We start from the raw sequence: 20,606 nt of genomic DNA on the forward strand, positions 1-20,606 counted from the left end.
GACGCAAGACAGAAACACGTGCCCTTGGGAACACTGGGGCACTTCAGGGCGTTTTGCCCGTACAGGGAGGCGGCATGACAGAGACGGCGAGCGGTCCGGCACGAGGTTCCCGAGCCAAGGGCGCCAAGGCCACCAAGGGACTGCGCATCGAGCGCATCCACACCACCCCCGGCGTGCACCCGTACGACGAGGTGACCTGGGAGCGCCGTGACGTCGTCATGACCAACTGGCGCGACGGCTCGGTCAACTTCGAGCAGCGTGGCGTCGAGTTCCCCGACTTCTGGTCGGTGAACGCGGTCAACATCGTCACCAGCAAGTACTTCCGCGGTGCCGTCGGCACCCCGCAGCGCGAGGTCAGCCTCAAGCAGCTGATCGACCGCATCGTGAAGACGTACCGGAAGGCAGGCGAGGACTACAAGTACTTCGCCTCGCCCGCCGACGCGGAGATCTTCGAGCACGAGCTGGCGTACGCCCTCCTGCACCAGATCTTCAGCTTCAACAGCCCCGTCTGGTTCAACGTCGGCACCCCGCAGCCCCAGCAGGTCTCCGCCTGCTTCATCCTGTCCGTCGACGACTCCATGGAGTCGATCCTCGACTGGTACAAGGAAGAGGGCATGATCTTCAAGGGCGGCTCCGGCGCCGGCCTGAACCTCTCCCGCATCCGCTCCTCCAAGGAGCTGCTCTCCTCCGGCGGCAACGCCTCCGGCCCGGTCTCCTTCATGCGCGGCGCCGACGCCTCCGCCGGCACCATCAAGTCCGGCGGGGCCACCCGCCGCGCCGCCAAGATGGTCGTCCTCGACGTCGACCACCCCGACATCGAGGACTTCATCGAGACCAAGGTCAAGGAAGAGGAGAAGATCCGCGTCCTGCGCGACGCGGGCTTCGACATGGACCTGGGCGGCGACGACATCACGTCCGTCCAGTACCAGAACGCCAACAACTCGGTCCGCGTGAACGACGAGTTCATGAAGGCGGTCGAGAGCGGCGGCAACTTCGGCCTGCGCGCCCGCATGACCGGCGAGGTCATCGAAGAGGTCGACGCCAAGTCCCTCTTCCGCAAGATCGCCCAGGCCGCCTGGGCCTGCGCCGACCCGGGCATCCAGTACGACGACACCATCAACAACTGGCACACCTGCCCCGAGTCCGGCCGGATCACCGCGTCGAACCCGTGCAGCGAGTACATGCACCTGGACAACACGTCCTGCAACCTGGCCTCGCTGAACCTGATGAAGTTCCTGAAGGACGACGGCAAGGGCAGCCAGTCCTTCGAGGCCGAGCGCTTCCAGAAGGTCGTCGAGCTGGTCATCACCGCGATGGACATCTCGATCTGCTTCGCGGACTTCCCGACCCAGAAGATCGGCGAGAACACGCGCGCGTTCCGCCAGCTCGGCATCGGCTACGCCAACCTCGGCGCCCTGCTGATGGCCACCGGCCACGCCTACGACTCCGACGGCGGCCGCGCCCTCGCCGGCGCCATCACCTCCCTGATGACCGGCACGGCCTACCGCCGCTCCGCCGAGCTGGCCTCGGTCGTCGGCACCTACGACGGCTACGCCCGCAACGCCGACGCCCACAACCGCGTCATGAAGCAGCACGCCGACGCCAACGACAAGGCCGTCCGCATGGACGACCTGGACACCCCGGTGTGGGCCGCCGCCACCGAGGCCTGGCAGGACGTGCTGCGCCTCGGCGAGAAGAACGGCTTCCGCAACTCCCAGGCGTCGGTCCTCGCGCCGACCGGCACCATCGGCCTCGCCATGTCCTGCGACACCACCGGTGTCGAGCCGGATTTGGCGCTGGTGAAGTTCAAGAAGCTGGTCGGCGGCGGCTCGATGCAGATCGTCAACGGCACCGTCCCGCAGGCCCTGCGCCGCCTGGGCTACCAGGAGGAGCAGATCGAGGCGATCGTCGCCCACATCGCCGAGAACGGCAACGTGATCGACGCCCCCGGCCTCAAGCTCGAGCACTACGAGGTGTTCGACTGCGCCATGGGCGAGCGCGCCATCTCCCCGATGGGCCACGTCCGCATGATGGCCGCGATCCAGCCGTGGATCTCCGGCGCCATCTCCAAGACGGTCAACATGCCGGAGACGGCGACCGTCGAGGAGGTCGAGGAGATCTACTTCGAGGCCTGGAAGCTGGGCGTCAAGGCGCTCGCGATCTACCGCGACAACTGCAAGGTCGGCCAGCCGCTCTCCGCCAAGAAGAAGGAGGAGAAGAAGGCCGAGGAGCCCGCCGCCGTCGAGACCAAGGTCGAGAAGGTCGTCGAGTACCGCCCGGTCCGCAAGCGCCTCCCCAAGGGCCGCCCGGGGATCACCACGTCCTTCACGGTCGGCGGCGCCGAGGGCTACATGACCGCCAACTCCTACCCGGACGACGGTCTCGGCGAGGTCTTCCTGAAGATGTCCAAGCAGGGCTCCACCCTCGCGGGCATGATGGACGCCTTCTCCATCGCCGTCTCCGTCGGCCTCCAGTACGGCGTGCCGCTGGAGACGTACGTCTCGAAGTTCACCAACATGCGCTTCGAGCCGGCCGGTATGACGGACGACCCGGACGTGCGGATGGCGCAGTCGATCGTCGACTACATCTTCCGCCGCCTGGCGCTCGACTTCCTGCCCTTCGAGACCCGCTCCGCCCTCGGCATCCACTCCGCCGAGGAGCGCCAGCGGCACCTGGAGACGGGTTCCTACGAGCAGTCCATCGACGATGACGAGGTCGACGTCGAGGGCCTGGCCCAGTCGGCACCGCGCGCCCAGGAGCTGAAGGCGGTCGCCACGCCGAAGGCCGAGAGCGAGGCGGCCAAGCCCGCCCCGAAGCAGGCCCACACCAGCGCCGAGCTGGTGGAGATGCAGCTGGGCATCCAGGCGGACGCTCCGCTCTGCTTCTCCTGCGGTACGAAGATGCAGCGGGCCGGCTCCTGCTACATCTGCGAGGGCTGCGGCTCGACCAGCGGTTGCAGCTGATACCGGGCGGAACCGCGTCGGATGCGACATCCGGCGCGGTTCGCACAGGTAGCTGACCAGCAGCTCACGAAGGGGACCGGCCGGAGGCCGGTCCCCTTCCTCGTGGCTGTGGGCCCCGCGACAACTGCCGCTGACTCCGAGACCATCAGCCAATGACCACAGAACCGCATCTGCTGTCCCTCCGCATCGTCGTGCCACCGCTGGGAAGCCGACACGGCACCGTGGAATGCCGGCCGATCATCGACGGACGCGACATCCTGGCCGACGTGTTCGACGAGGGGCCGGCAGACGACCCCCGGCATCTGTTGGGGCCGAATGCGCCGCTTCACGCGACAGAAACCCCCCGCGAGGTTCGGCTTGCCGAGGCCGAGTGCACCGAAGGATGCTGCGGCGCTGTCTACGTGACCATCAAGCGCGAGGGACAACACGTGATCTGGAGCGGCTGGCGCAACCCGGATGACGACGATATCGACCTCCCAGAGCTTCGATTCGACGCCGATCAGTACGACGCGGAGATCCGCCGGGCCTCGACCGACCAGAGCTGGGAGTGGCCGGCCCGAACAGTCGCCAGGCTTCTTGAGGAACGGCTCCGACAGCGTGTCGACTGGCTGACCACCTGGGAATGCGAACTGGCAGCCGTCTCAGCCTGGCCCTGGGAACCCGACCAGATCAACGTCTTCCTGTTCCATCCCGGCCGTTCCGCGATCAGAGAAGGCCATCCCTGGCTTCAGTTCAGGATGACCCTTCCGGTCTCCGGAGACGACCCGGGTGACCAGGCGATGCGCCTTGAGACGTGTCTCACGGCCGAAGACCCCCGCGAAGTCGCCGAGGTCAGCGGCGGCTCGAAGGAGTTCGCCGATCAGCTCGGCTACCCCTGGCCAGGTCCCCGACGTCGAGCATGAAGCACGGCTGCGGCGAGAAGTACGACACGCCAGGAACGAGTGATCTCGGCCGGAACCACCTCCCGTTCGTGAAGTGAAGCAAGGGGCGCCGGCCCGGGCCGACGCCCCTTACCCATTCGCACGAGGCATCAGGGCTGGTGCGCCCTGCCCATGACCCGGGTGAAGGTCGCCGGGTCCTCGTCGAAGCCGTGCACGCCGGGCCGGAGCATCCACTCCCCGGCGTCGTCCCGCACGAACTCGGCGACGGTGGCGGCCGTCGCCCCGGGCACCGAGCCGAACGCGTCCTCGGTGAGCACCGTGTAACCCTCCCGGACCCGCACGGCCGGACTCAGCACATCGCCGAACGTCTTGCGCCCCGAGCGCTGCTGGATGACGACACCGACCACCACGCGCGCGTACCGACCGTCGAGCCGCTCCAGCTCGATCGTCATGACCTCGTCCCAGCCGAAGCCCTTGCCGTCCGTGCTGTCCCGGTTGAGCAGGATCGTGCCGTCGGGCGAGCGGCTGTCGAAATGCACGACATAGGCCGGCGTTCCGTGCGGGTCGCCGGACCCGAAGGTCGCGGCCACGATGTCGAGGTCGGTCGGCGGCCGACCCGCCGGACTGGGGTCCCACTTGAGCGCGACCTCGACCTTGCGAATTCCCTTGCTGAAGCCGGTCACAGGCTTCCCCTCCCCCCTGCGTCTGCGTCTGCCCCAACTCCCTTTCGGTCGGGGTTCCTTGTCCATCGTGCCACGCGCGCCGGGGCGTACGTGCGGGCGATCTCCACCGGAGCGTGACCGGCGCCACGCCCGGTGGCCTTACGATGGCGCGGTGCTGGTCAAGTGGATTCGCTGCACCGTGGTGGACCGCCGCGGCTTCGAGCGGGGGCAGCGGAAATGGGCGGGGCTTCTGGGGGAGCCGGGATTTCGCGGACAGGGCGGGGGCTGGAGCCGGCAGCGGCCAGGGGTGGTGCACATCTTCGCCTTCTGGGAGAGCCGCGCCTTCTACGACTCCTTCATGGCCCGCTCCCACGACCGCCTGGCCGCCGCCCAGTCCGGCACGTTCAAGGACGCCCAGGTCAAGTTGTTCGAGTACCGCTTCGATGTGAAGACGGGCTTCGAGCCACGGTTCACCGACGCCGATCTGGTGCGGGTGGCCCTGTGCCGCGTCCACGAGGAGCGCGTCGAGCACTTCACCCTCATGCAGGAGAAGGTCTGGAACCCCGCGATGGCCGGCTCGCCCGGCATGATCCGCGGGATGTTCGCCGAGGCCTCCGCGCAGGAGTTCATGATCCTATCGATGTGGCGCTCGGCGGCCGAGCACGGCAAGTACCGTACGGAACGGGTGGAACGTCTCGCCCTGCGCGCCCAGACCGAGGCGGACATCGCGGCGCTCTCCGGTGACATCGTGGAACTGGAACCGTCCTGGACGGTCTGACCGCCGAGTTTGACAAGCAAACGCACTCTTCGGCGGTGCCGCGGGAGGTGCACCGGAGCGGCACCGGACGCGGAATTCATGTGACCTACGCCGTATGGAGCCCGTACGAGTGCTCGACCGCGCGTCGTTCGATCTAGGGTTTCGGCATGGCACGACCACGGCGCATCGTCCTTGTCCGGCACGGCGAGTCAACGGGCAACGTCGACGACTCCGTGTACGAACGCGAGCCCGACCACGCCCTCGCGCTGACCGAGCGCGGCCGGCGGCAGGCCGAGCAGACCGGCGAACGGCTCCGGGCACTCTTCGGCGGCGAACGGGTGAGCGTGTACGTCTCGCCGTACCGACGCACCCTGGAGACCCTCGCCGCCTTCCGGCTCGACCCCGACCTCATACGCGTCCGGGAGGAGCCCAGGCTGCGCGAGCAGGACTGGGGCAACTGGCAGGACCGCGACGACGTGCGTCTCCAGAAGGCGTACCGCGACGCGTACGGCCACTTCTTCTTCAGGTTCCCGCAGGGGGAGTCCGGCGCCGATGTGTACGACCGGGTCGGTGGCTTCCTGGAGAGCCTCTTCCGCAGCTTCGAGGCCCCCGACCACCCCCCGAACGTGCTGCTGGTGACCCACGGCCTCGCGATGCGGCTCTTCTGCATGCGCTGGTTCCACTGGACGGTCGCGGAATTCGAGTCCCTGTCCAATCCCGGGAACGCCGAGATGCGGATGCTCGTTCTGGGGGCGGACGGCCGGTACGCACTCGACCGGCCCTTCGAACGCTGGCGAGAACCGGTGCCGTACTGGGTCTCCGGATAGAGTGGCAGAGCGATGACCGCTGACTCCTCTTTCCTCGGGCGCCTGGAGCGCGCCCTGGCCAGCCTGCGTGGACTGGCCGTGGGGGACGCACTGGGTTCCCAGTTCTTCGTCCCCGCCAACTACCCGCTGCTGAAGCGCCGCGAGCTGCCCGCCGGCCCGTGGCAGTGGACGGACGACACGGAGATGGCCTGCTCCGTGGTCGCCGTCCTCGCCGCCCACCACCGCATCGACCAGGACGCGCTCGCCCGCTCCTTCGCCGAGCACCACGACTTCGACCGCGGCTACGGCCCCGCGGTCAACCGGCTGCTGCGCCTCGTCCGGGAGGGTGAGGACTGGCGTGAGCTGGCCGCAGGGCTCTTCAAGGGCCAGGGGTCCTGGGGCAACGGCGCGGCGATGCGGATCGCGCCCCTGGGCGCCTGGTACGCGGACGATCCCGAGCAGGCGACCCACCAGGCGGAGATCTCCGCCTATCCCACCCACCAGCACCGCGAGGCCGTCGTCGGCGCCATGGCCGTGGCCGCAGCGGCGGCACTGGTCGGCTCGCCCGACGGGCCGCCCACGCCCGAGGCCCTCCTGGACGGCGTCGTCGCGCTCGTCCCGAAGAGCGCGGTCGGCCAGGGGCTTCGCCGCGCCCGTGACATGCTCGACTACGGCGACGCGGCCACCGTCGCGGCCGTCCTGGGCTGCGGACGGCGTACGAGCGCCCATGACACCGTCCCCTTCGCCCTCTGGTCCGCCGCGCGGGCCCTCGGGGACTACGAGTCGGGGTTCTGGACCACCGCCCAGGTCGGCGGGGACGTCGACACGACTTGCGCGATCATGGGTGGTGTGCTCGCCGCCGGCAAGGCGGGGGCGCCGCCCGCGGAGTGGGTCGAGCGCACCGAGGTACTGCCCGACTGGGTTCCGACGGGACTCTGACCGGGGCCTCCAGCCGTCCCCTAAACTCAGCGTCGCGGTCGGGAACTCTCCGTGACCAACCCTCGTTCTCCCTGTATCCGCCGTACACCGCGTCCGCGGGCGTCCGGGGCGGCGGAGCGGGAGACGGAAGCCGACGCGAGGGGTGGAGGGGGTGTGGGGCGATGCCCGTCCGCTTGATGCCGGTGCCGGTGCCGGAGCTGGTCGCGGTTCTGCCGGCCGCCGCGGTTCTGCATGCCGCTGCGGCTCTGGCGGCGGTCGCGACTCCGACGGCGCGTTTGACGTGCGCGCCGGCCGGGATGCGGCCGACCGCATCGCCGCCTGTGCCGTCCGGCTCGTGGCGGCGATCCGGCCGGCCGCGACCTCACGCGGCGCGGCCCGGATCAGCCCAGGTGCGGGCCCGCCGTGCCCGCGAGGGAGGCGAGATCGTCCTTGCGGACCTTGAGCACCAGCCACGCCGTGAGGAAGGCGAGCCCGGCCATGGCGGCGGCCGGCACGAAGGCGGTGGAGATGCCGTGGGCGAGCACGTCGTGCCCCCAGGGCGCGGGCATCTGGTGGGTCTTCGCGAACTGCGCCTTCTGCTCCGGCGAGGCGTCGGCGAGGAACTTCGGCAGCTGCTTGTTCGCCTCGTCCGTGCTGGCCGATCCGAAGACGGTGGTCAGGATGGACAGCCCGAGCGAACCGCCGACCTGCTGCATGGCGTTGAGCAGGCCGGAAGCCGCTCCCGCCTCGTTCGGGGCGACACCGGAGACGGCCGTGACGGTGGCGGTGACGAAGTTCAGGCCCATGCCGAAGCCGAACACGAGCATGGGACCGAGCACTCCGCTCACGTAGGTGCTGTCGGGCCGTATGAAGGTCTGCCAGACCAGACCGATCACCACGAGCGCCGAACCGGCCATCATGAACGGCTTGGGGCCGAGGGCCGGCAGGAAGCGCTGGGACAGACCCGCACCGACCGCGATGGCCGCGGTCACGGGGAGGAAGGCGAGACCCGCCTTGATCGCGCTGTAGCCGAGCACGTTCTGCACGAACAGCACGATGTAGAAGAACATGCCGAACATCGCCGCGGCCAGGCTCAGCATGATCACGTACGTGCCCCAGCGGTTGCGGTCGGCGAACATCCGCAGCGGGGTGATCGGTTCCTTCGCGCGCCTCTCGGTGACGACGAAGGCGGCCAGCAGCACCACGGCCGCGCCGAACGAGCCGAGGGTGAGACCGTCCCGCCAGCCGTCCTCCGCCGCGCGGATGAACCCGTACACGAGCGAGGCCATCCCGAGCGTGGAGGTCAGCGCACCGGCGATGTCGAAGCGTCCCGGATGCCGCTCGGACTCGTTGATGTACAGCGGCGCGAGCGAGGCGATCAGCACGCCGATGGGCACGTTGACGAACAGCACCCAGCGCCAGTCGAGCCAGTCGGTGAGCATGCCGCCCGCCAGCAGGCCGATGGCGCCACCGCCCGCGGACACGGCGGCGAACACCCCGAAGGCGCGGTTGCGTTCGGGGCCTTCCGGGAAGGTCGTCGTGATCAGGGCGAGCGACGTGGGCGACGCGATCGCGCCACCCACGCCCTGGAGGGCCCGCGCGGCCAGCAGTTGCCAGGGTTCCTGAGCCAGACCGCCCAGCAGGGAGGCGAAGGTGAACAGCAGGATGCCGGCCATGAACACCCGGCGGCGGCCGAGGATGTCACCGGCCCGCGCACCGAGCAGCAGCAGACCGCCGAAGGTCAGCGTGTAGGCGCTGACCACCCACGTCAGGTCGGTGGTGCTGAACGCGAGCGCGTCTTGAATGTGCGGGAGCGCGATGTTCACAATCGTCGCGTCGAGTACCACCATGAGTTGGCAAGCCGCGATGACGGTGAGTGCGATGCCGGGATGCCCTTCCCGGCGGGCCACGCCCGGTTTCTGGTCGTCCTTGAGCAACTGAGAGGTCGTCACTATGGGTCCCCCATACGGACATTAGTGAACGATGGCGTTCACTGTCGCGTCCAAAGTAGTGAATCCCCAACAGTGAACGCAAGCGTTCACTTAATCGTGCGCCGCTGCCCGCGTCCCCCTTTTTCTGCTGCGGCATGGCGCCACCGCCCCGGAATCCCCGCTTCCCTTTCATGCTGGAGAACGACAGATGGTTACCTCGCGCTGGACGGCCGCGCCTGCCCGGCCGGCTTCCCCTCGTCGGCGCGGTGCGGTGCTGGAGCGCGCGATCCTGGACGCCGCTCTGGAGCAGCTCAGCACGGTCGGCTGGAAGGGGCTGACCATGGAAGGCGTCGCGGCCGGCGCCCAGACCGGCAAGGCCGCGGTCTACCGCCGCTGGCCCTCCAAGGAGGACCTGGTTGCGGACGCCCTCGTCACCGGGCTGCCCCGGGTGGAGAAGGCCCCGGATCACGGCAGCGTCCGCGAGGACCTGCTCGACCTGTGCCGGCAGGTGCGCCGGATCATGTACTCGCGGCCTGGTGCGGCACTGCGCTCAGTGATTCACGAGTGCGATCACGTGCAAGTGCGGCGTTTCGAGGGGCTGATCCTCGGAAGCGTGGTGGAGCCGACCGTCAATCTGCTTCGTGAGGTCATCACCCGTGGCATAGAGCGAGGAGAGGTGCGCTCGGACGCGGCCGACGGGTACGTATTCGACGCGATCCCGGCCATGATGATGTACCGGTCGAAGATGTGCGCAAGCGAATGGCACGACAAAGATCTCGAAGAGATGATCGACCGGCTGATGCTCCCGCTGCTGCGGCCCTACGGCGCCTGAGCCGCCGCGCGGACGCCGCCGGTGCGGGTCGGGCGACCGGGGTGTCGCGCGGCGATCGCGGCGGCGTACGCTAAGGGCGCCATGCCGTACGAACCACCTACTCACACCGTCGAGCGCTCCCTGCGGGCCACGACCGGAGCGAAGGTCATTGCCGGTGTCGACGAGGTGGGGCGCGGCGCCTGGGCCGGGCCCGTCACCGTCTGCGCGGCGATCACCGGACTGCGCCGTCCGCCCGAGGGGCTGACCGACTCCAAGCTGCTGACGATCAAGCGGCGCACGGAACTCGCCGACACCCTCCGGACGTGGGTGACGGCCTACGCGCTGGGGCATGCTTCCCCCGAGGAGATCGACGACCTGGGGATGACGGCCGCGCTGCGGCTCGCCGCGGTCCGCGCCCTGGACGCCCTGCCGGTCCGCCCGGACGCCGTGATCCTCGACGGGAAGCACGACTACCTCGGCGCCCCCTGGAAGGTGCGCACGGTGATCAAGGGCGATCGCTCGTGCGTGGCCGTGGCGGCGGCGTCGGTGATCGCCAAGGTTCAGCGCGACAAAATGATGGCCGAACTGGGTATCGACCATGCAGACTTCGGATTTGCGGACAACGCCGGGTATCCGTCGCCCGTGCACAAGGCCGCACTGGCGGAGCGGGGACCCACCCCGCACCACCGGTTGTCGTGGGCGTATCTTGATGCGTTGCCTCAGTGGCGGCACCTCAAGAAGGTCCGCAGCTGGGCGGACGGAAGCGTTCCGGAAATTGCGGGTCAGCTCGGCTTCGATTTCTGACGGTTCCGCTCGCACTGATGTGCCACCCGGTCATCCGCCCCGCACCAACGTTTGATAAATATCAGCTCATGCCTCTCATTCCCGAGGAGCCTCAGATTCACGAGAGTGCCCAGGGTCCCCGCGCCACTCCGGCCAGCGGCCGTACCGCGCCGACCCCCCGCCCCGTACCCGGCCCCCGCCCCGCGGCTCCGTCCCGCCCCGGTCGTCCCGGCCCTCTGCGGCCCACGCCGCCGGTGCAGCGCACGCCGCGTGACGTGGCTCCGGCCAAGCCAGGCCCCTCCGGCCCGGCCGTCCCCGTCGCCACCGCGGCGGCCCCGCAGATCCAGCTGATCCCGGCCTCGGCCGAGGGTGCGCTCGACGCAGCCGAGGAAGCGGTGGACCTGCTCCTGGAATCGGGCCGCGCCCCCGGTGACGTACTCGTGATCACCACGGGTGCCCAGCACCCGTGGGCCGAGCACGAACTGTCCTTCGGCGAAGCCGCCTACTGGGCACAGCACGACGCCGGTGACGACGTCTTCTACACGGACGCCGCCATCGCCTCCCGTGCCGCGTCCCGTCCGGTGGTCGTCGTGGCCGTCAACGGGGGCGCCGCCTCCGTCGCTGCCACCGCCCTCCCGCTGGCCCACGAGCGGGCCGGTGCCCTGCTGATCGTCTGCGGCGACCCGCAGCAGATCAACTCGGTGCTGGGCGCCGGCGTCTGAGTCTCGGCCGGCACCTCGGGAACACCGGGGCGCCGAACGAGCCGCTCCGGCGCGATCCGCACGGCGCGGCTTCCGGCATGCCCGGACGACGGGCCGCGACGCGACCGCGGCCCGGCCGGCTCACCCCGGACCCCCGGGGAGCGGGACGGAGGCCGGCCGGCGGGGCCTGTCCCGGCCGGTCGCCACAGCCCACCGGTGCCGAGGGCGCGGCGGTTGGTCGCGGCGGCGCGGCGCACATCCGGCCGGACGATGTCGTCCCACCCGCCCCGGCCAGGGCCGGGGCGACCGTCGGGCAAGGGTAGGCGCCGGCCATCGCGAAGGACCACTCGGCGGCGTCGAGCATCTCTAGGTCGTTGAGGTAGTCGCCGAACACCATGTCTGCGCGGGCGTGATGCCGAGCGCGCGCTGCAGGCCGCGCAGGGCGGAACACCCGGCGGATGCCGGACACCCGGGCCGCGACGTCCGGGCTCGCCCGCGCCCCGTCTCCCGCCGACGGGGCACGTCTCCCGCCGACGGGGCACGCCGGCGCGGCTCGGCTCCTCGTTCACACGGGCAGGTGTCGGTGCCCGCGCTGCCCGGTCGGCGGCACCGGCGCCGGTGCGCCCGTGCCGTCGCCGTTCAGCGAGCGGCCGCCCGGCGCAGCACCTCGGAGACCGGCCCGCCGGTGCGGGGCACGAGTGGCGTGGCCTCCGACGTCGCGAAGGGCTCGGGCGGGGATTGCGCGTTGGGCCGGCGTCCGCCGCGTCCCTCGCCCAGCACCTGCCAGCCGTCGTGCGTCAGCGTGATGTACGCCCCGCAGCGCAGCCCGTGCAGCGTGCAGGCGTCGCGCAGCCCCCACATCCAGGCGCCGTCCTCCTCGGTCCAACGCGCGTCGCCCTCACGGCAGTACAGCAGGACGGCCGTGCGCACTGGGGTGCGGCGGCGCAGGTCGTGCGGTATCACCCGGCGGAGCTGGGACAGCAGCGCGTTGCGGAACATCCAGCCGTCGGCCGGGGCCGGGCGGCGCGTGAAGGAGGCACTGGCCCGCAGCCGCTCGTCCGGGTCGAGCACCGCGACGATCGCCGTGGTCGGCTTCGGCTGATGGCGGGCGTGCAGCCCGCTGACGACCTCACGGGGGTTGCGCAGCAGTGGAATTCCGGCGGAGGCCCACTCCGCCGGCTCTAGCAGGCGACTGGCGGAAGCGGCGGACGCGGACGTCGACAACGAGGCCGCCGAGGACGAGGCGAATCCGAAGGTCACGTTCCTCCCTTCGGCTACGCGCCCATACTGCGGGCGAGGTCGGATTCGGGGGAGCGCGCACCGCAGCGGAGCCCAGCTGGATCACGGACGAGCCGTGCGGGTAGCGGACCTCAATTCTTCCTGTCGAACTTGGATGCGGCAACGAGCAATTGGGGCCACCGCCTGCAATCTGGTGGTGCGTGGCTTATATCCCTACCCAAAGGTTGGGCTGGTGATGCCTGGGACGTCCGCTCACCGTACGGCGGGCCGCAGTGAGCGGACGCCCGATCACCCAAGGACGGTCACCAGCCGCCGGGTTCGGGCTGTTCCCGGACGGTCACCGGCAGCGGGGTCCGCACCTTCCCCGGACGGTCACCGGCAGCCGCGCTCCGGTCATCCCTGAACGGCGAGGACCAGCGGCAACACGGCCTGTGCGCCGGACTTCCTGAGCAGGCGGGCCGCGATCGCCAGGGTCCAGCCCGTCTCCGTGAAGTCGTCGACCAGCAGCACTGGACCGTACGACTCGGCGAGTGCCGACGCCAGGGCGGGCGGCACGGTCAGCATGCCGTCGAGGGCCTTCAGCCGCTGCGCGCTGTTGCTCCGCGGCAGCCGGGGCGCGTCCCCGGCGTACTCCACGGAGCCGAGCAGGGGCAGTCTGCCGACCTCGGCGATCCGGGCGCCCAGAGAATGGATCAGCAGGGGCCGGCTGCGCGAGGCGACGGTCACCACGCCCACCGGCCGGGGCGGGGCGTCGGACGCGCCGGAGGCCCAGCCGCCGGGGCCCCGGGCCCAGTCGGCCAGCACGTCGACGACGGCTCGCGCCACGTCGTCCGGCACGGCGGCGTCCGGCGCCTGGGGTGCGAGCAGCGGACGCAGCCGGTTGCCCCAGCCGATGTCGGACAGCCGCCCCAGCGCCCGGCCCGATGCGGCCTGTTCCGCGGCCGGGATGCGTCCCTTGCGGTCGATGCCGATGGCCGGGAGGCCGGTCGGCCACATCCGGCGGGGCTCCACTTCCACCCCGGCACGGCCCAGGTCGCTCCGCGCGGCGTCCAGGGCCGCCGGGGACAGCCCGGCGGCGAAACGCGGTCCCGCGCAGTTGTCGCACCGGCCACAGGGCTTGGCGCCCTCGTCGTCCAGCTGGCGTTGGAGGAACTCCATCCGGCACTCGGTGGTGGTCGCGTACTCACGCATCGCCTGCTGCTCGGCGGCACGCTGGCGGGCCACCCACGCGTAGCGCTCGGCGTCGTACGACCACGGCTGCCCGGTCGCGATCCAGCCGCCCTTGACCCGGCGCACGGCTCCGTCCACGTCGAGGACCTTCAGCATCGTCTCCAGGCGTGAGCGGCGCAGCTCGACCAGCGGCTCCAGGGCGGGCAGCGACAGGGGCCCGTCCGCCTGGGCGAGGACGTCGAGGGTGCGCCGGACCAGGTCCTCGGGAGGGAAGGCCAGCGACGCGAAGTACTCCCAGATCGCCTCGTCCTCCTTACCGGGGAGCAGCAGGACCTCGGCGTGCGCGACGCCGCGGCCGGCCCGGCCGACCTGCTGGTAGTAGGCGATGGGGGAGGAGGGCGAGCCGAGATGGACCACGAAACCGAGGTCCGGCTTGTCGAAGCCCATGCCGAGCGCGGAGGTGGCCACCAGGGCCTTGACGCGGTTGGCGAGCAGATCATCCTCGGCCTGCTGCCGTTCGGCGTTCTCCGTCTTGCCCGTGTACGAGGCGACGGCGTGCCCGCGCTGCCGCAGGAACGCGGTGACCTCCTCGGCGGCGGCGACGGTGAGCGTGTAGACGATGCCGGAGCCGGGCAGCTCGTCGAGGTGGTCGGCGAGCCAGGCCATCCGGTGCGCGGCGTCGGGGAGCCGCAGCACGCCGAGGCTCAGACTCTCCCGGTCCAGCGGTCCGCGCAGCACCAGCGCGTCGGACGCAGCGCCCGTGCCGAGCTGCTCGGCGACGTCCGCGGTCACCCGGGCGTTGGCCGTGGCGGTGGTGGCGAGCACGGGGACGCCGGGCGGGAGGTCGCCGAGCATGGTGCGCAGCCGGCGGTAGTCGGGGCGGAAGTCGTGGCCCCAGTCGGAGATGCAGTGCGCCTCGTCCACGACCAGCAGGCCGGTGGCCGCGGACAGCTTGGGCAGGACCTGGTCGCGGAAGTCGGGGTTGTTCAGCCGCTCCGGCGAGACGAGCAGCACGTCCACGTCGCCCGCCGCGATCTCGGCCTGTACGGTCTCCCACTCCTCGGTGTTGGCGGAGTTGATGGTCCGGGCGTGGATGCCGGCCCGGGCCGCGGCCTCCACCTGGTTGCGCATGAGCGCGAGCAGCGGCGAGACGATCACCGTCGGCCCGCTCCCTGCGGCCCGCAGGAGCGAAGTGGCCACGAAGTACACCGCGGACTTGCCCCATCCCGTGCGCTGGACGACCAGGGCCCGGCGCCGGTCAGCGACCAGGGCCTCGATGGCCCGCCACTGGTCCTCGCGCAGCCGGGCGGCGCCCGTGGCATCCCCGACCAGCCGGGCGAGGACGGCGTCGGCCTGTGCGCGCAGATCCGCGTTGCTCGTGTGCTCCATGCGTCCCATACAACAGGACGCGACCGACAATCGGGCGGGCCCGGCCCGGGGCTGTGGACGACCGGGAGGCCTTGTCGTGTCCCTGATTCGAGTTATCCACAGGCCCAACCGGACTCTCACGATCCGCGAGATCGTCGGCGCATGACGAACCACAGCGAAACCACCGGACCCTTCGACGACAACGACCTCACGGGCCGGGAGCCGTCGACCGGACCCACCGAGCACGCGGCACAGGTCACCCTGCGCACCCCGGCCGAGCTCGCCGACGCACTGCCCTATCTGCTCGGCTACCGCCCGGAGGACAGCATGGTGCTCGTCGCCCTGGACGACCGCCGAGGCCGCGGCAGGTTCGGCGGGCGCGCCCGCCTCGGCATCCCGGCGAACGAGGAGGACTGGGAGGCAGCCGCCCGGCAGCTGGCCCGCGGGCTGGTGACCGGCAGCGAGCGACGCGGCGCCCGGCCCGAGCGGATGGTGGCCTACGTGTGCCAGGAGCCGGCCCCCGGAGAGTCCGGCCGGGACGTCAAGCAGCGGCTGGAGAGGCTCGCCCACCTGATGCGCACCGAGTGCGGCAACCTCGACGTACCCGTCATCGAGGCCCTGTGCATCTCGGACGGCCGCTTCTGGTCGTACTGCTGCCCGGTCAAGGGCTGCTGCCCCGAGGACGGCTCGCCGATGGGCATTCCCGGCACCTCCGTCCTGGCCGCGGCGGCCACCTACGCCGGCATCCAGGTACGCGGCACCCTGCGGGAGCTGCGCGCCAGGTTGCAGCCCTGGGAGACGAGCGCGGCGCTGGAACAGGAGATCGCACTGGACGCGGCCGGCATGAGCCTGGTGCCGCGCATCCTGGACGAGTCGGCCCGCGAGGAGGTGGCGAGGGAGACCATCGGCCTCGCCGAGCGGATCATCCGCCGCTATGCCGCGGCGGCACCCGTCTCCGGCACGCATCCGGCCGACGTCCGCGACGACGACCTCCTCGCAGACGACGAGGCGGCGGCGCTCATCCTCGGGCTGCAGGACCGCACGACCCGTGACCGGGCCGCCGCCTGGATGGAGGGGGACGAGGCGGCCTCGGCACTCCGCCTCTGGCGAGCCCTGGCCCGCCGCTGTGTCGGCCCCTACGGCGAGCACGCCGCCGCACCTCTGACGCTCGCGGGTTGGGTCGCCTGGTCCATGGGGGACGAACTGGAGGCGCGGGAGGCACTGGCCATGGCACTGGGCGCGGACCCCGACTATCTCTTTGCCCGGCTGCTGCACCAGGCGTGCAACGAGGGACTCGACCCCGAGGCCGTCCGCCGCTGCCTGCGCGGGGAGAGGGCGGGCCGAACGCCGACCGCCACCACGGAGCAGGCCGACCGGACACCGCCGACCACTCTCCCCGGGAGCCCGGATCCCCTGTGGCCGGCCTCCGGAGCCGACGCCCTGACCGACGGCCGGGACACCGAACCCGGCTCGCGGACACGCACGCGACGCCGGCGCCGGGTGCGATCCGCGGACAGCACCGACGGCCGTCACACCGCCACGGCACGGGGAGACCGGCGGAGGCCGGCCGACTCCCGGCCACGACCGTCCGCCGCCGAGGCCGCCCGGCCCGGCACCCGCGGCCCGAGCGCCACACGCACGCCTGCGGCGGGCCGGGGCGACGCCACGACCGGTGCCGCCGGGTCGGACGGCGGGGACCGGCAGCCCGGGGCCGACGAATGAGCACCGCCGGCCGCCGTGGGACCGGTCGGCCAGCACCCCTCGGCGGGGCGGCCGGAGATGCGCCACAGGGCATCCTGGGCGTGGCCGCACGAGGACGGAACGCGCCACCAGGGCGGTACCGGAGCCGACTGGATGACACCGAGCCCCCGCCTGGCCCGGTCGGCCGGCCTGGTCCGGTCGGCCCGCCTGACCCGGTCGCCCCATCCGAGCCTGTCGGTCCGCTTGGCCCGCGTGGTCCGGTCGCCGTGGCCGGCCCAGCCCGTCGGACGCCCCGCCGGTGCCTTCGAGGGCTGTACGCCGGCGCACCGTACCTCCGGTGGTGGCGTCGGCCGAAGACCGCTCCACGCGCTGTCCGAGGGGGCCGCTCGCACCGCCATTCGGTCGGCTTCACCGGGGCAGGCCGTGACCCGGACTCGTCCCCTTCCGTTCACCTGAGTGGCGGAACGCCCGCACCGGCCGTGCCGCCGTACTTCCCCCGTCCCCCGGGGCGGTCCACCGGCCACCCGGCACGCCCGAGGCGCACCGAGAGCAGAAGAAGCCACCCCATGCACCAACAGCCGACTCAGCCCTCCGCCGCGGGCCTGCGTCCGCCCCGGAGCAGGATCGAGCCGTTCCCGGACGACCAGTCCGTCCCGCGCACGCCGAAGAGCTCCGACCCGCCACCGCCGTCGTCCGCGGCTCCCCGCTCCCAGCCGCAGCCGCCGGCCACCCAGGGCGGACGCCCTTCCCCTTCTCCAGACCCAGCCCCAGCCCCCGCCCGTCCGCACCGACCCGCCACCGCTTCGCCGCCGAGCGCCGCACCGCCACCGCGCACCCCTCCACCTGCGCGCACCGCCCCGCCGCCGAGCGCCGCACCACCACCCCACACCCCTCCACCTCCGCGCGCCGCACCTCCGCGCACCGCCCCGCCCCCACGCACCGTCTCGGCCGGGAGGCCGGCGGCCGAGCTGCCGTCCACGCACACCGCGCTGATCTGTGTGGCCCTGCCCGGCCTCGTCATCTCCGGCGAGCCGGGACAGCTGGCAGGCCGGGGACTGGACGGCTTCTACCGAGGCGGCAGGCGGCTGCTCTCCCGGTGCCAGGTCCGGGTGGCGGGCCGGGAACCCCTGCCGGTGCAGGCCAGGATGACCGGAGCCGACAGCGCACGCTTCGTGGGGACACTGCGTGCTTCCCCGGCTGCCGGTCCCGACCCGGACGTCGTCGTCGAACGAACCCGTCACGCCGACGGGACCGAACGGATCACCCTCCGCAGCGCCGCACTGCGCCCGCTGCGCCTGCCCGTCGAGGTGGCCCTCGGCACCGACCTGGCGGAGCTCGGCGCCATCGCCGCCGGTGCGGCGGGGCCCGAACTGCCGGCCAGTGTCCACGACTCGGGTCTGCGCTGGGCCACGGCCGGCGCCGCCGCCTGCGTCACCGCCGACCCGCCGCCCTCCGACGCGCTGGCGTCCGCCGGACTGCTCGGCTGGGAACTGGAGCTGCCACCGGGTGGGACGGCAACCGTGGAACTGCGGGTGCGACCGGAAGGCGCGGGCCCCCTGCGGGCCGTGGGGCACGCCGCGACCAGTCCTCTCGCCCCCGCCCGGGCGACGGGCGACGACCCCCGGGTGGACCTGCTGCTGCACACGGCCGTCGCCGACCTCCAGGCCCTGCTCCTGCGCGACCCGGCACATCCCTCCGACACCTACCTCGCGGCCGGCGCGCCCTGGCGCTGCGGAATGGCCCCCGCCGAAGCCCTCGCCGCCGCCCGTATGACGCTGCCGCTGGGCACCCGGCTCGCCGCGGGAACGCTGCGTGCTCTGGCCCGCACCCAGCTCCCGGGCGCCGGCCCCGGGGCCGGCATGATCCCCGGCCCCCGACGCGACGCCGGGCCCCACCTCCCGCCGAGCTGCACGGGAACGGAGGCCACACTGCTCTTCCCCGTCCTGCTCGCCGAGGCCCGCCGTTGGGGAATGCCCGAACAGGAGACACAGGAACTCCTGCCCGCGGCCGAGCGCTGCCTGACCTGGCTGCGGAGCACCGTCGGCGACGGCACCTACCTCTGCGACCCGCACCCCTCGGGACCGGCCCGCTGCGAGATCCAGGCGCACGCGCACCGCGCGGCCCTGCTCGGAGCCGACCTGCTCGACGCCCATGACAGACCGGGCGCCACGGAGCTGCGGCAATGGGCGCAGACCCTGCGGGCGGCGTTCCGGGCCGACTTCTGGCTGGAGGACCGTGGTGGCGGACGCCCGGCCGCGGCCCTGGCGCCGGACGGCCGCCCCCTGCCCCACCTGGCCGCCACCGCCGTCCACCTCCTCGACACCGGGCTGCTCGGTGCCGGCCGCCTCGCCCCCGGCCTGCTCGACAAGGTGCACACCGAACACCTCGCCCGGCTGCTCGGCACCCCCGCCATGGACGCCGGCTGGGGACTGCGCGGCCTCGGTGCCAAGGAGGCGGGACACAACCCGTTCGGCCACCGGACCGGCGCCGTGCGCACCCATGAGACCGCGCTCGCGGTCACCGGACTGATCGCGGCGGGCTACGAGAAGGAAGCCTCCGGCCTGCTGAGAGGGCTGCTGGACGCGGCGGAGCACTTCGGCCACCGGCTGCCCGAGATGTACGCCGGCGAACAGCGCTCCGCCGGTACCGCCCCGCTGCCGCACCCCGCGGCCTGCAGGCCGGCGGCCACCGCGGCGGCGTCCGTGGTCCTGCTGCTCACCGCGCTCGCGGGCATCCGCCCCGACGCCCCGGCCCGCACGGTCACCCTGCGCCCCGTGCGGAGCGCCCCCCTCGGCGAACTGGGCCTCAGCGGACTGAGCATCGCGGGCGCCCCCTTCGCCGTACGGATCAGCCGGCTTGGACTCGCCATGGTGGAAGAGGCGGCGCAGGGACTGCAACTCGGAGTGTGACGACCGGGAAGGGGAGCGTGACCTCGTAGAACACCATCGGACCGGCGGCCGGGAGCCGGCCGCCGCGCCCCGTGGGGGGACGAAGCGGAACCGGCACGGACGCTGCCCGGGATGGGAGTGTTTATCGTCAGGCAGACGACTATGATCGCGGCATGCCCTACGACCCGTCAGCATTTCCGCCTTTCGCCGTCACCGTGGACCTGGTCGTGCTGACCGTGCGCCGCCATGCCCTGTGCGCGCTGGCGGTACGCAGGGGCGAGCCGCCCTTCCAGGGGCGCTGGGCGCTGCCCGGTGGGTTCGTACGGGCGGATGAGGACCTGTCCCAGGCGGCGGCGCGCGAGCTGGCGGAGGAGACCGGGCTGTGTGCCCACGAGCCCTCGGCGCCGGCTCAGGACAACGGAGCCCACCTGGAGCAGCTCGCGACCTACGGCGACCCCAAGCGGGATCCGCGCATGCGCGTGGTCAGCGTCGCGCACCTCGCGCTCGCACCCGACCTGCCCGCGCCGCGCGCCGGGGGTGACGCCAGCAACGCGCGCTGGGCCCCGGTCGAGGAACTGCTCCAGCAGGGCGGTTACGGCCGCGACGGGGAGCCCGTGGCACCGCTCGCCTTCGACCACGCCCAGATCCTCGCCGACGGAGTGGAGCGCGCCCGCTCCAAGATCGAGTACTCGTCGCTGGCCACGGCCTTCTGCCCGCCGGAGTTCACCGTCGGGGAGCTGCGCCGGGTGTACGAGGCCGTGTGGGGCGTGGCCCTCGACCCGCGCAACTTCCACCGCAAGGTCACCGGAACCCCCGGCTTCCTCGTCCCCACGGGAGGGACGACCACCCGCCAGGGCGGGAGGCCGGCCCAGCTCTTCCGGGCCGGCGGCGCCACGCTGCTCAACCCCCCGATGCTGCGTCCCGAGGTCTGAGACGCGGGGCGGCGGGCCGTCGCACGGCTGCCGCGCCGACCGCCCGTACCGAGCCCCCGCCTCCGTCGAACGGAGGACAGGAACAGGCTTGGTGT

General features: G+C 72.1%; 15 protein-coding genes and 1 pseudogene. 11 read left to right on the forward strand and 5 right to left on the reverse strand.

What is annotated here, in order from left to right; all coding sequences use genetic code 11:
* The first annotated feature begins 74 nt into the window (after positions 1-74).
* Together ABZ576_RS06985 and ABZ576_RS06990 are read left to right on the forward strand one after the other, a co-directional pair.
* Positions 75-2,963 carry a vitamin B12-dependent ribonucleotide reductase gene (locus ABZ576_RS06985; RefSeq protein WP_360736819.1) on the forward strand — a complete coding sequence of 963 codons (2,889 nt, stop codon included), beginning with the start codon at positions 75-77 and terminating at the stop codon, positions 2,961-2,963.
* A gap of 152 nt (positions 2,964-3,115) precedes the next feature.
* Complete coding sequence (locus tag ABZ576_RS06990) at positions 3,116-3,865, forward strand: hypothetical protein (RefSeq protein WP_360736822.1); 750 nt, start codon at positions 3,116-3,118, stop codon at positions 3,863-3,865.
* Positions 3,866-3,993: 128 nt separating this feature from the next.
* Here ABZ576_RS06990 and ABZ576_RS06995 read toward each other — a convergent pair whose 3' ends face one another.
* On the reverse strand, positions 3,994-4,527 hold the full coding sequence (locus ABZ576_RS06995; protein ID WP_360736824.1) for a TerD family protein: 534 nt from the start codon (positions 4,525-4,527) through the stop codon (positions 3,994-3,996).
* A 151-nt stretch (positions 4,528-4,678) separates the two neighbouring features.
* On the opposite strand from ABZ576_RS06995, the gene ABZ576_RS07000 reads away from it, so the two are divergent.
* The 3 genes from ABZ576_RS07000 to ABZ576_RS07010 all read left to right on the forward strand — a co-directional run bounded on the left by ABZ576_RS07000 (position 4,679) and on the right by ABZ576_RS07010 (position 7,008).
* Positions 4,679-5,284 (forward strand): YdbC family protein, encoded by a 606-nt coding sequence (locus tag ABZ576_RS07000; RefSeq protein WP_360736827.1) that lies wholly within the window; start codon positions 4,679-4,681, stop codon positions 5,282-5,284.
* 146 nt (positions 5,285-5,430) lie between these two features.
* Positions 5,431-6,090, forward strand: coding sequence for a histidine phosphatase family protein (locus ABZ576_RS07005; RefSeq protein ID WP_360736829.1), 660 nt, complete (start codon positions 5,431-5,433; stop codon positions 6,088-6,090).
* Between the two features lie 12 nt (positions 6,091-6,102).
* Positions 6,103-7,008, forward strand: coding sequence for an ADP-ribosylglycohydrolase family protein (locus ABZ576_RS07010; protein ID WP_360736831.1), 906 nt, complete (start codon positions 6,103-6,105; stop codon positions 7,006-7,008).
* A 380-nt stretch (positions 7,009-7,388) separates the two neighbouring features.
* Here the strand turns inward: ABZ576_RS07010 and ABZ576_RS07015 are convergent, their stop codons facing one another.
* The gene (locus tag ABZ576_RS07015; RefSeq protein ID WP_360736833.1) at positions 7,389-8,939 is read right to left on the reverse strand and encodes an MFS transporter; all 1,551 of its coding nucleotides are present in this window, start codon (positions 8,937-8,939) and stop codon (positions 7,389-7,391) included.
* A 187-nt stretch (positions 8,940-9,126) separates the two neighbouring features.
* On the opposite strand from ABZ576_RS07015, the gene ABZ576_RS07020 reads away from it, so the two are divergent.
* The 3 genes from ABZ576_RS07020 to ABZ576_RS07030 all read left to right on the forward strand — a co-directional run bounded on the left by ABZ576_RS07020 (position 9,127) and on the right by ABZ576_RS07030 (position 11,234).
* Positions 9,127-9,750 carry a TetR/AcrR family transcriptional regulator gene (locus ABZ576_RS07020; protein WP_360736836.1) on the forward strand — a complete coding sequence of 208 codons (624 nt, stop codon included), beginning with the start codon at positions 9,127-9,129 and terminating at the stop codon, positions 9,748-9,750.
* An 81-nt stretch (positions 9,751-9,831) separates the two neighbouring features.
* Positions 9,832-10,533 carry a ribonuclease HII gene (locus ABZ576_RS07025; protein WP_360736839.1) on the forward strand — a complete coding sequence of 234 codons (702 nt, stop codon included), beginning with the start codon at positions 9,832-9,834 and terminating at the stop codon, positions 10,531-10,533.
* 68 nt (positions 10,534-10,601) lie between these two features.
* A complete protein-coding gene (locus ABZ576_RS07030; RefSeq protein ID WP_360736841.1) occupies positions 10,602-11,234 on the forward strand; it encodes a hypothetical protein in 633 nt (210 codons plus the stop codon).
* A gap of 295 nt (positions 11,235-11,529) precedes the next feature.
* Here ABZ576_RS07030 and ABZ576_RS07035 read toward each other — a convergent pair.
* From ABZ576_RS07035 to ABZ576_RS07045, 3 genes and pseudogenes are all read right to left on the reverse strand, one after another.
* Positions 11,530-11,666: pseudogene (locus ABZ576_RS07035) on the reverse strand (HAD hydrolase family protein); the annotation flags it as partial.
* 186 nt (positions 11,667-11,852) lie between these two features.
* Positions 11,853-12,473: a hypothetical protein gene (locus ABZ576_RS07040; RefSeq protein WP_360736843.1), complete on the reverse strand. Its 621-nt coding sequence runs from the start codon at positions 12,471-12,473 to the stop codon at positions 11,853-11,855.
* Positions 12,474-12,845: 372 nt separating this feature from the next.
* Positions 12,846-15,011, reverse strand: coding sequence for a RecQ family ATP-dependent DNA helicase (locus ABZ576_RS07045; RefSeq protein WP_360736845.1), 2,166 nt, complete (start codon positions 15,009-15,011; stop codon positions 12,846-12,848).
* 141 nt (positions 15,012-15,152) lie between these two features.
* Between ABZ576_RS07045 and ABZ576_RS07050 the strand changes: the two genes are divergently transcribed.
* The 3 genes from ABZ576_RS07050 to ABZ576_RS07060 all read left to right on the forward strand — a co-directional run bounded on the left by ABZ576_RS07050 (position 15,153) and on the right by ABZ576_RS07060 (position 20,511).
* Positions 15,153-16,712: a DUF4192 family protein gene (locus tag ABZ576_RS07050; RefSeq protein WP_360736847.1), complete on the forward strand. Its 1,560-nt coding sequence runs from the start codon at positions 15,153-15,155 to the stop codon at positions 16,710-16,712.
* Between the two features lie 977 nt (positions 16,713-17,689).
* Positions 17,690-19,600 carry a glycogen debranching N-terminal domain-containing protein gene (locus ABZ576_RS07055; RefSeq protein WP_360736850.1) on the forward strand — a complete coding sequence of 637 codons (1,911 nt, stop codon included), beginning with the start codon at positions 17,690-17,692 and terminating at the stop codon, positions 19,598-19,600.
* Positions 19,601-19,752: 152 nt separating this feature from the next.
* Positions 19,753-20,511 (forward strand): NUDIX hydrolase, encoded by a 759-nt coding sequence (locus ABZ576_RS07060; protein ID WP_360736853.1) that lies wholly within the window; start codon positions 19,753-19,755, stop codon positions 20,509-20,511.
* Positions 20,512-20,606 lie beyond the last annotated feature (95 nt).

The sequence above is a fragment of the Streptomyces sp. NPDC013455 genome (genome assembly GCF_040632975.1).
Lineage (GTDB): Bacteria > Actinomycetota > Actinomycetes > Streptomycetales > Streptomycetaceae > Streptomyces.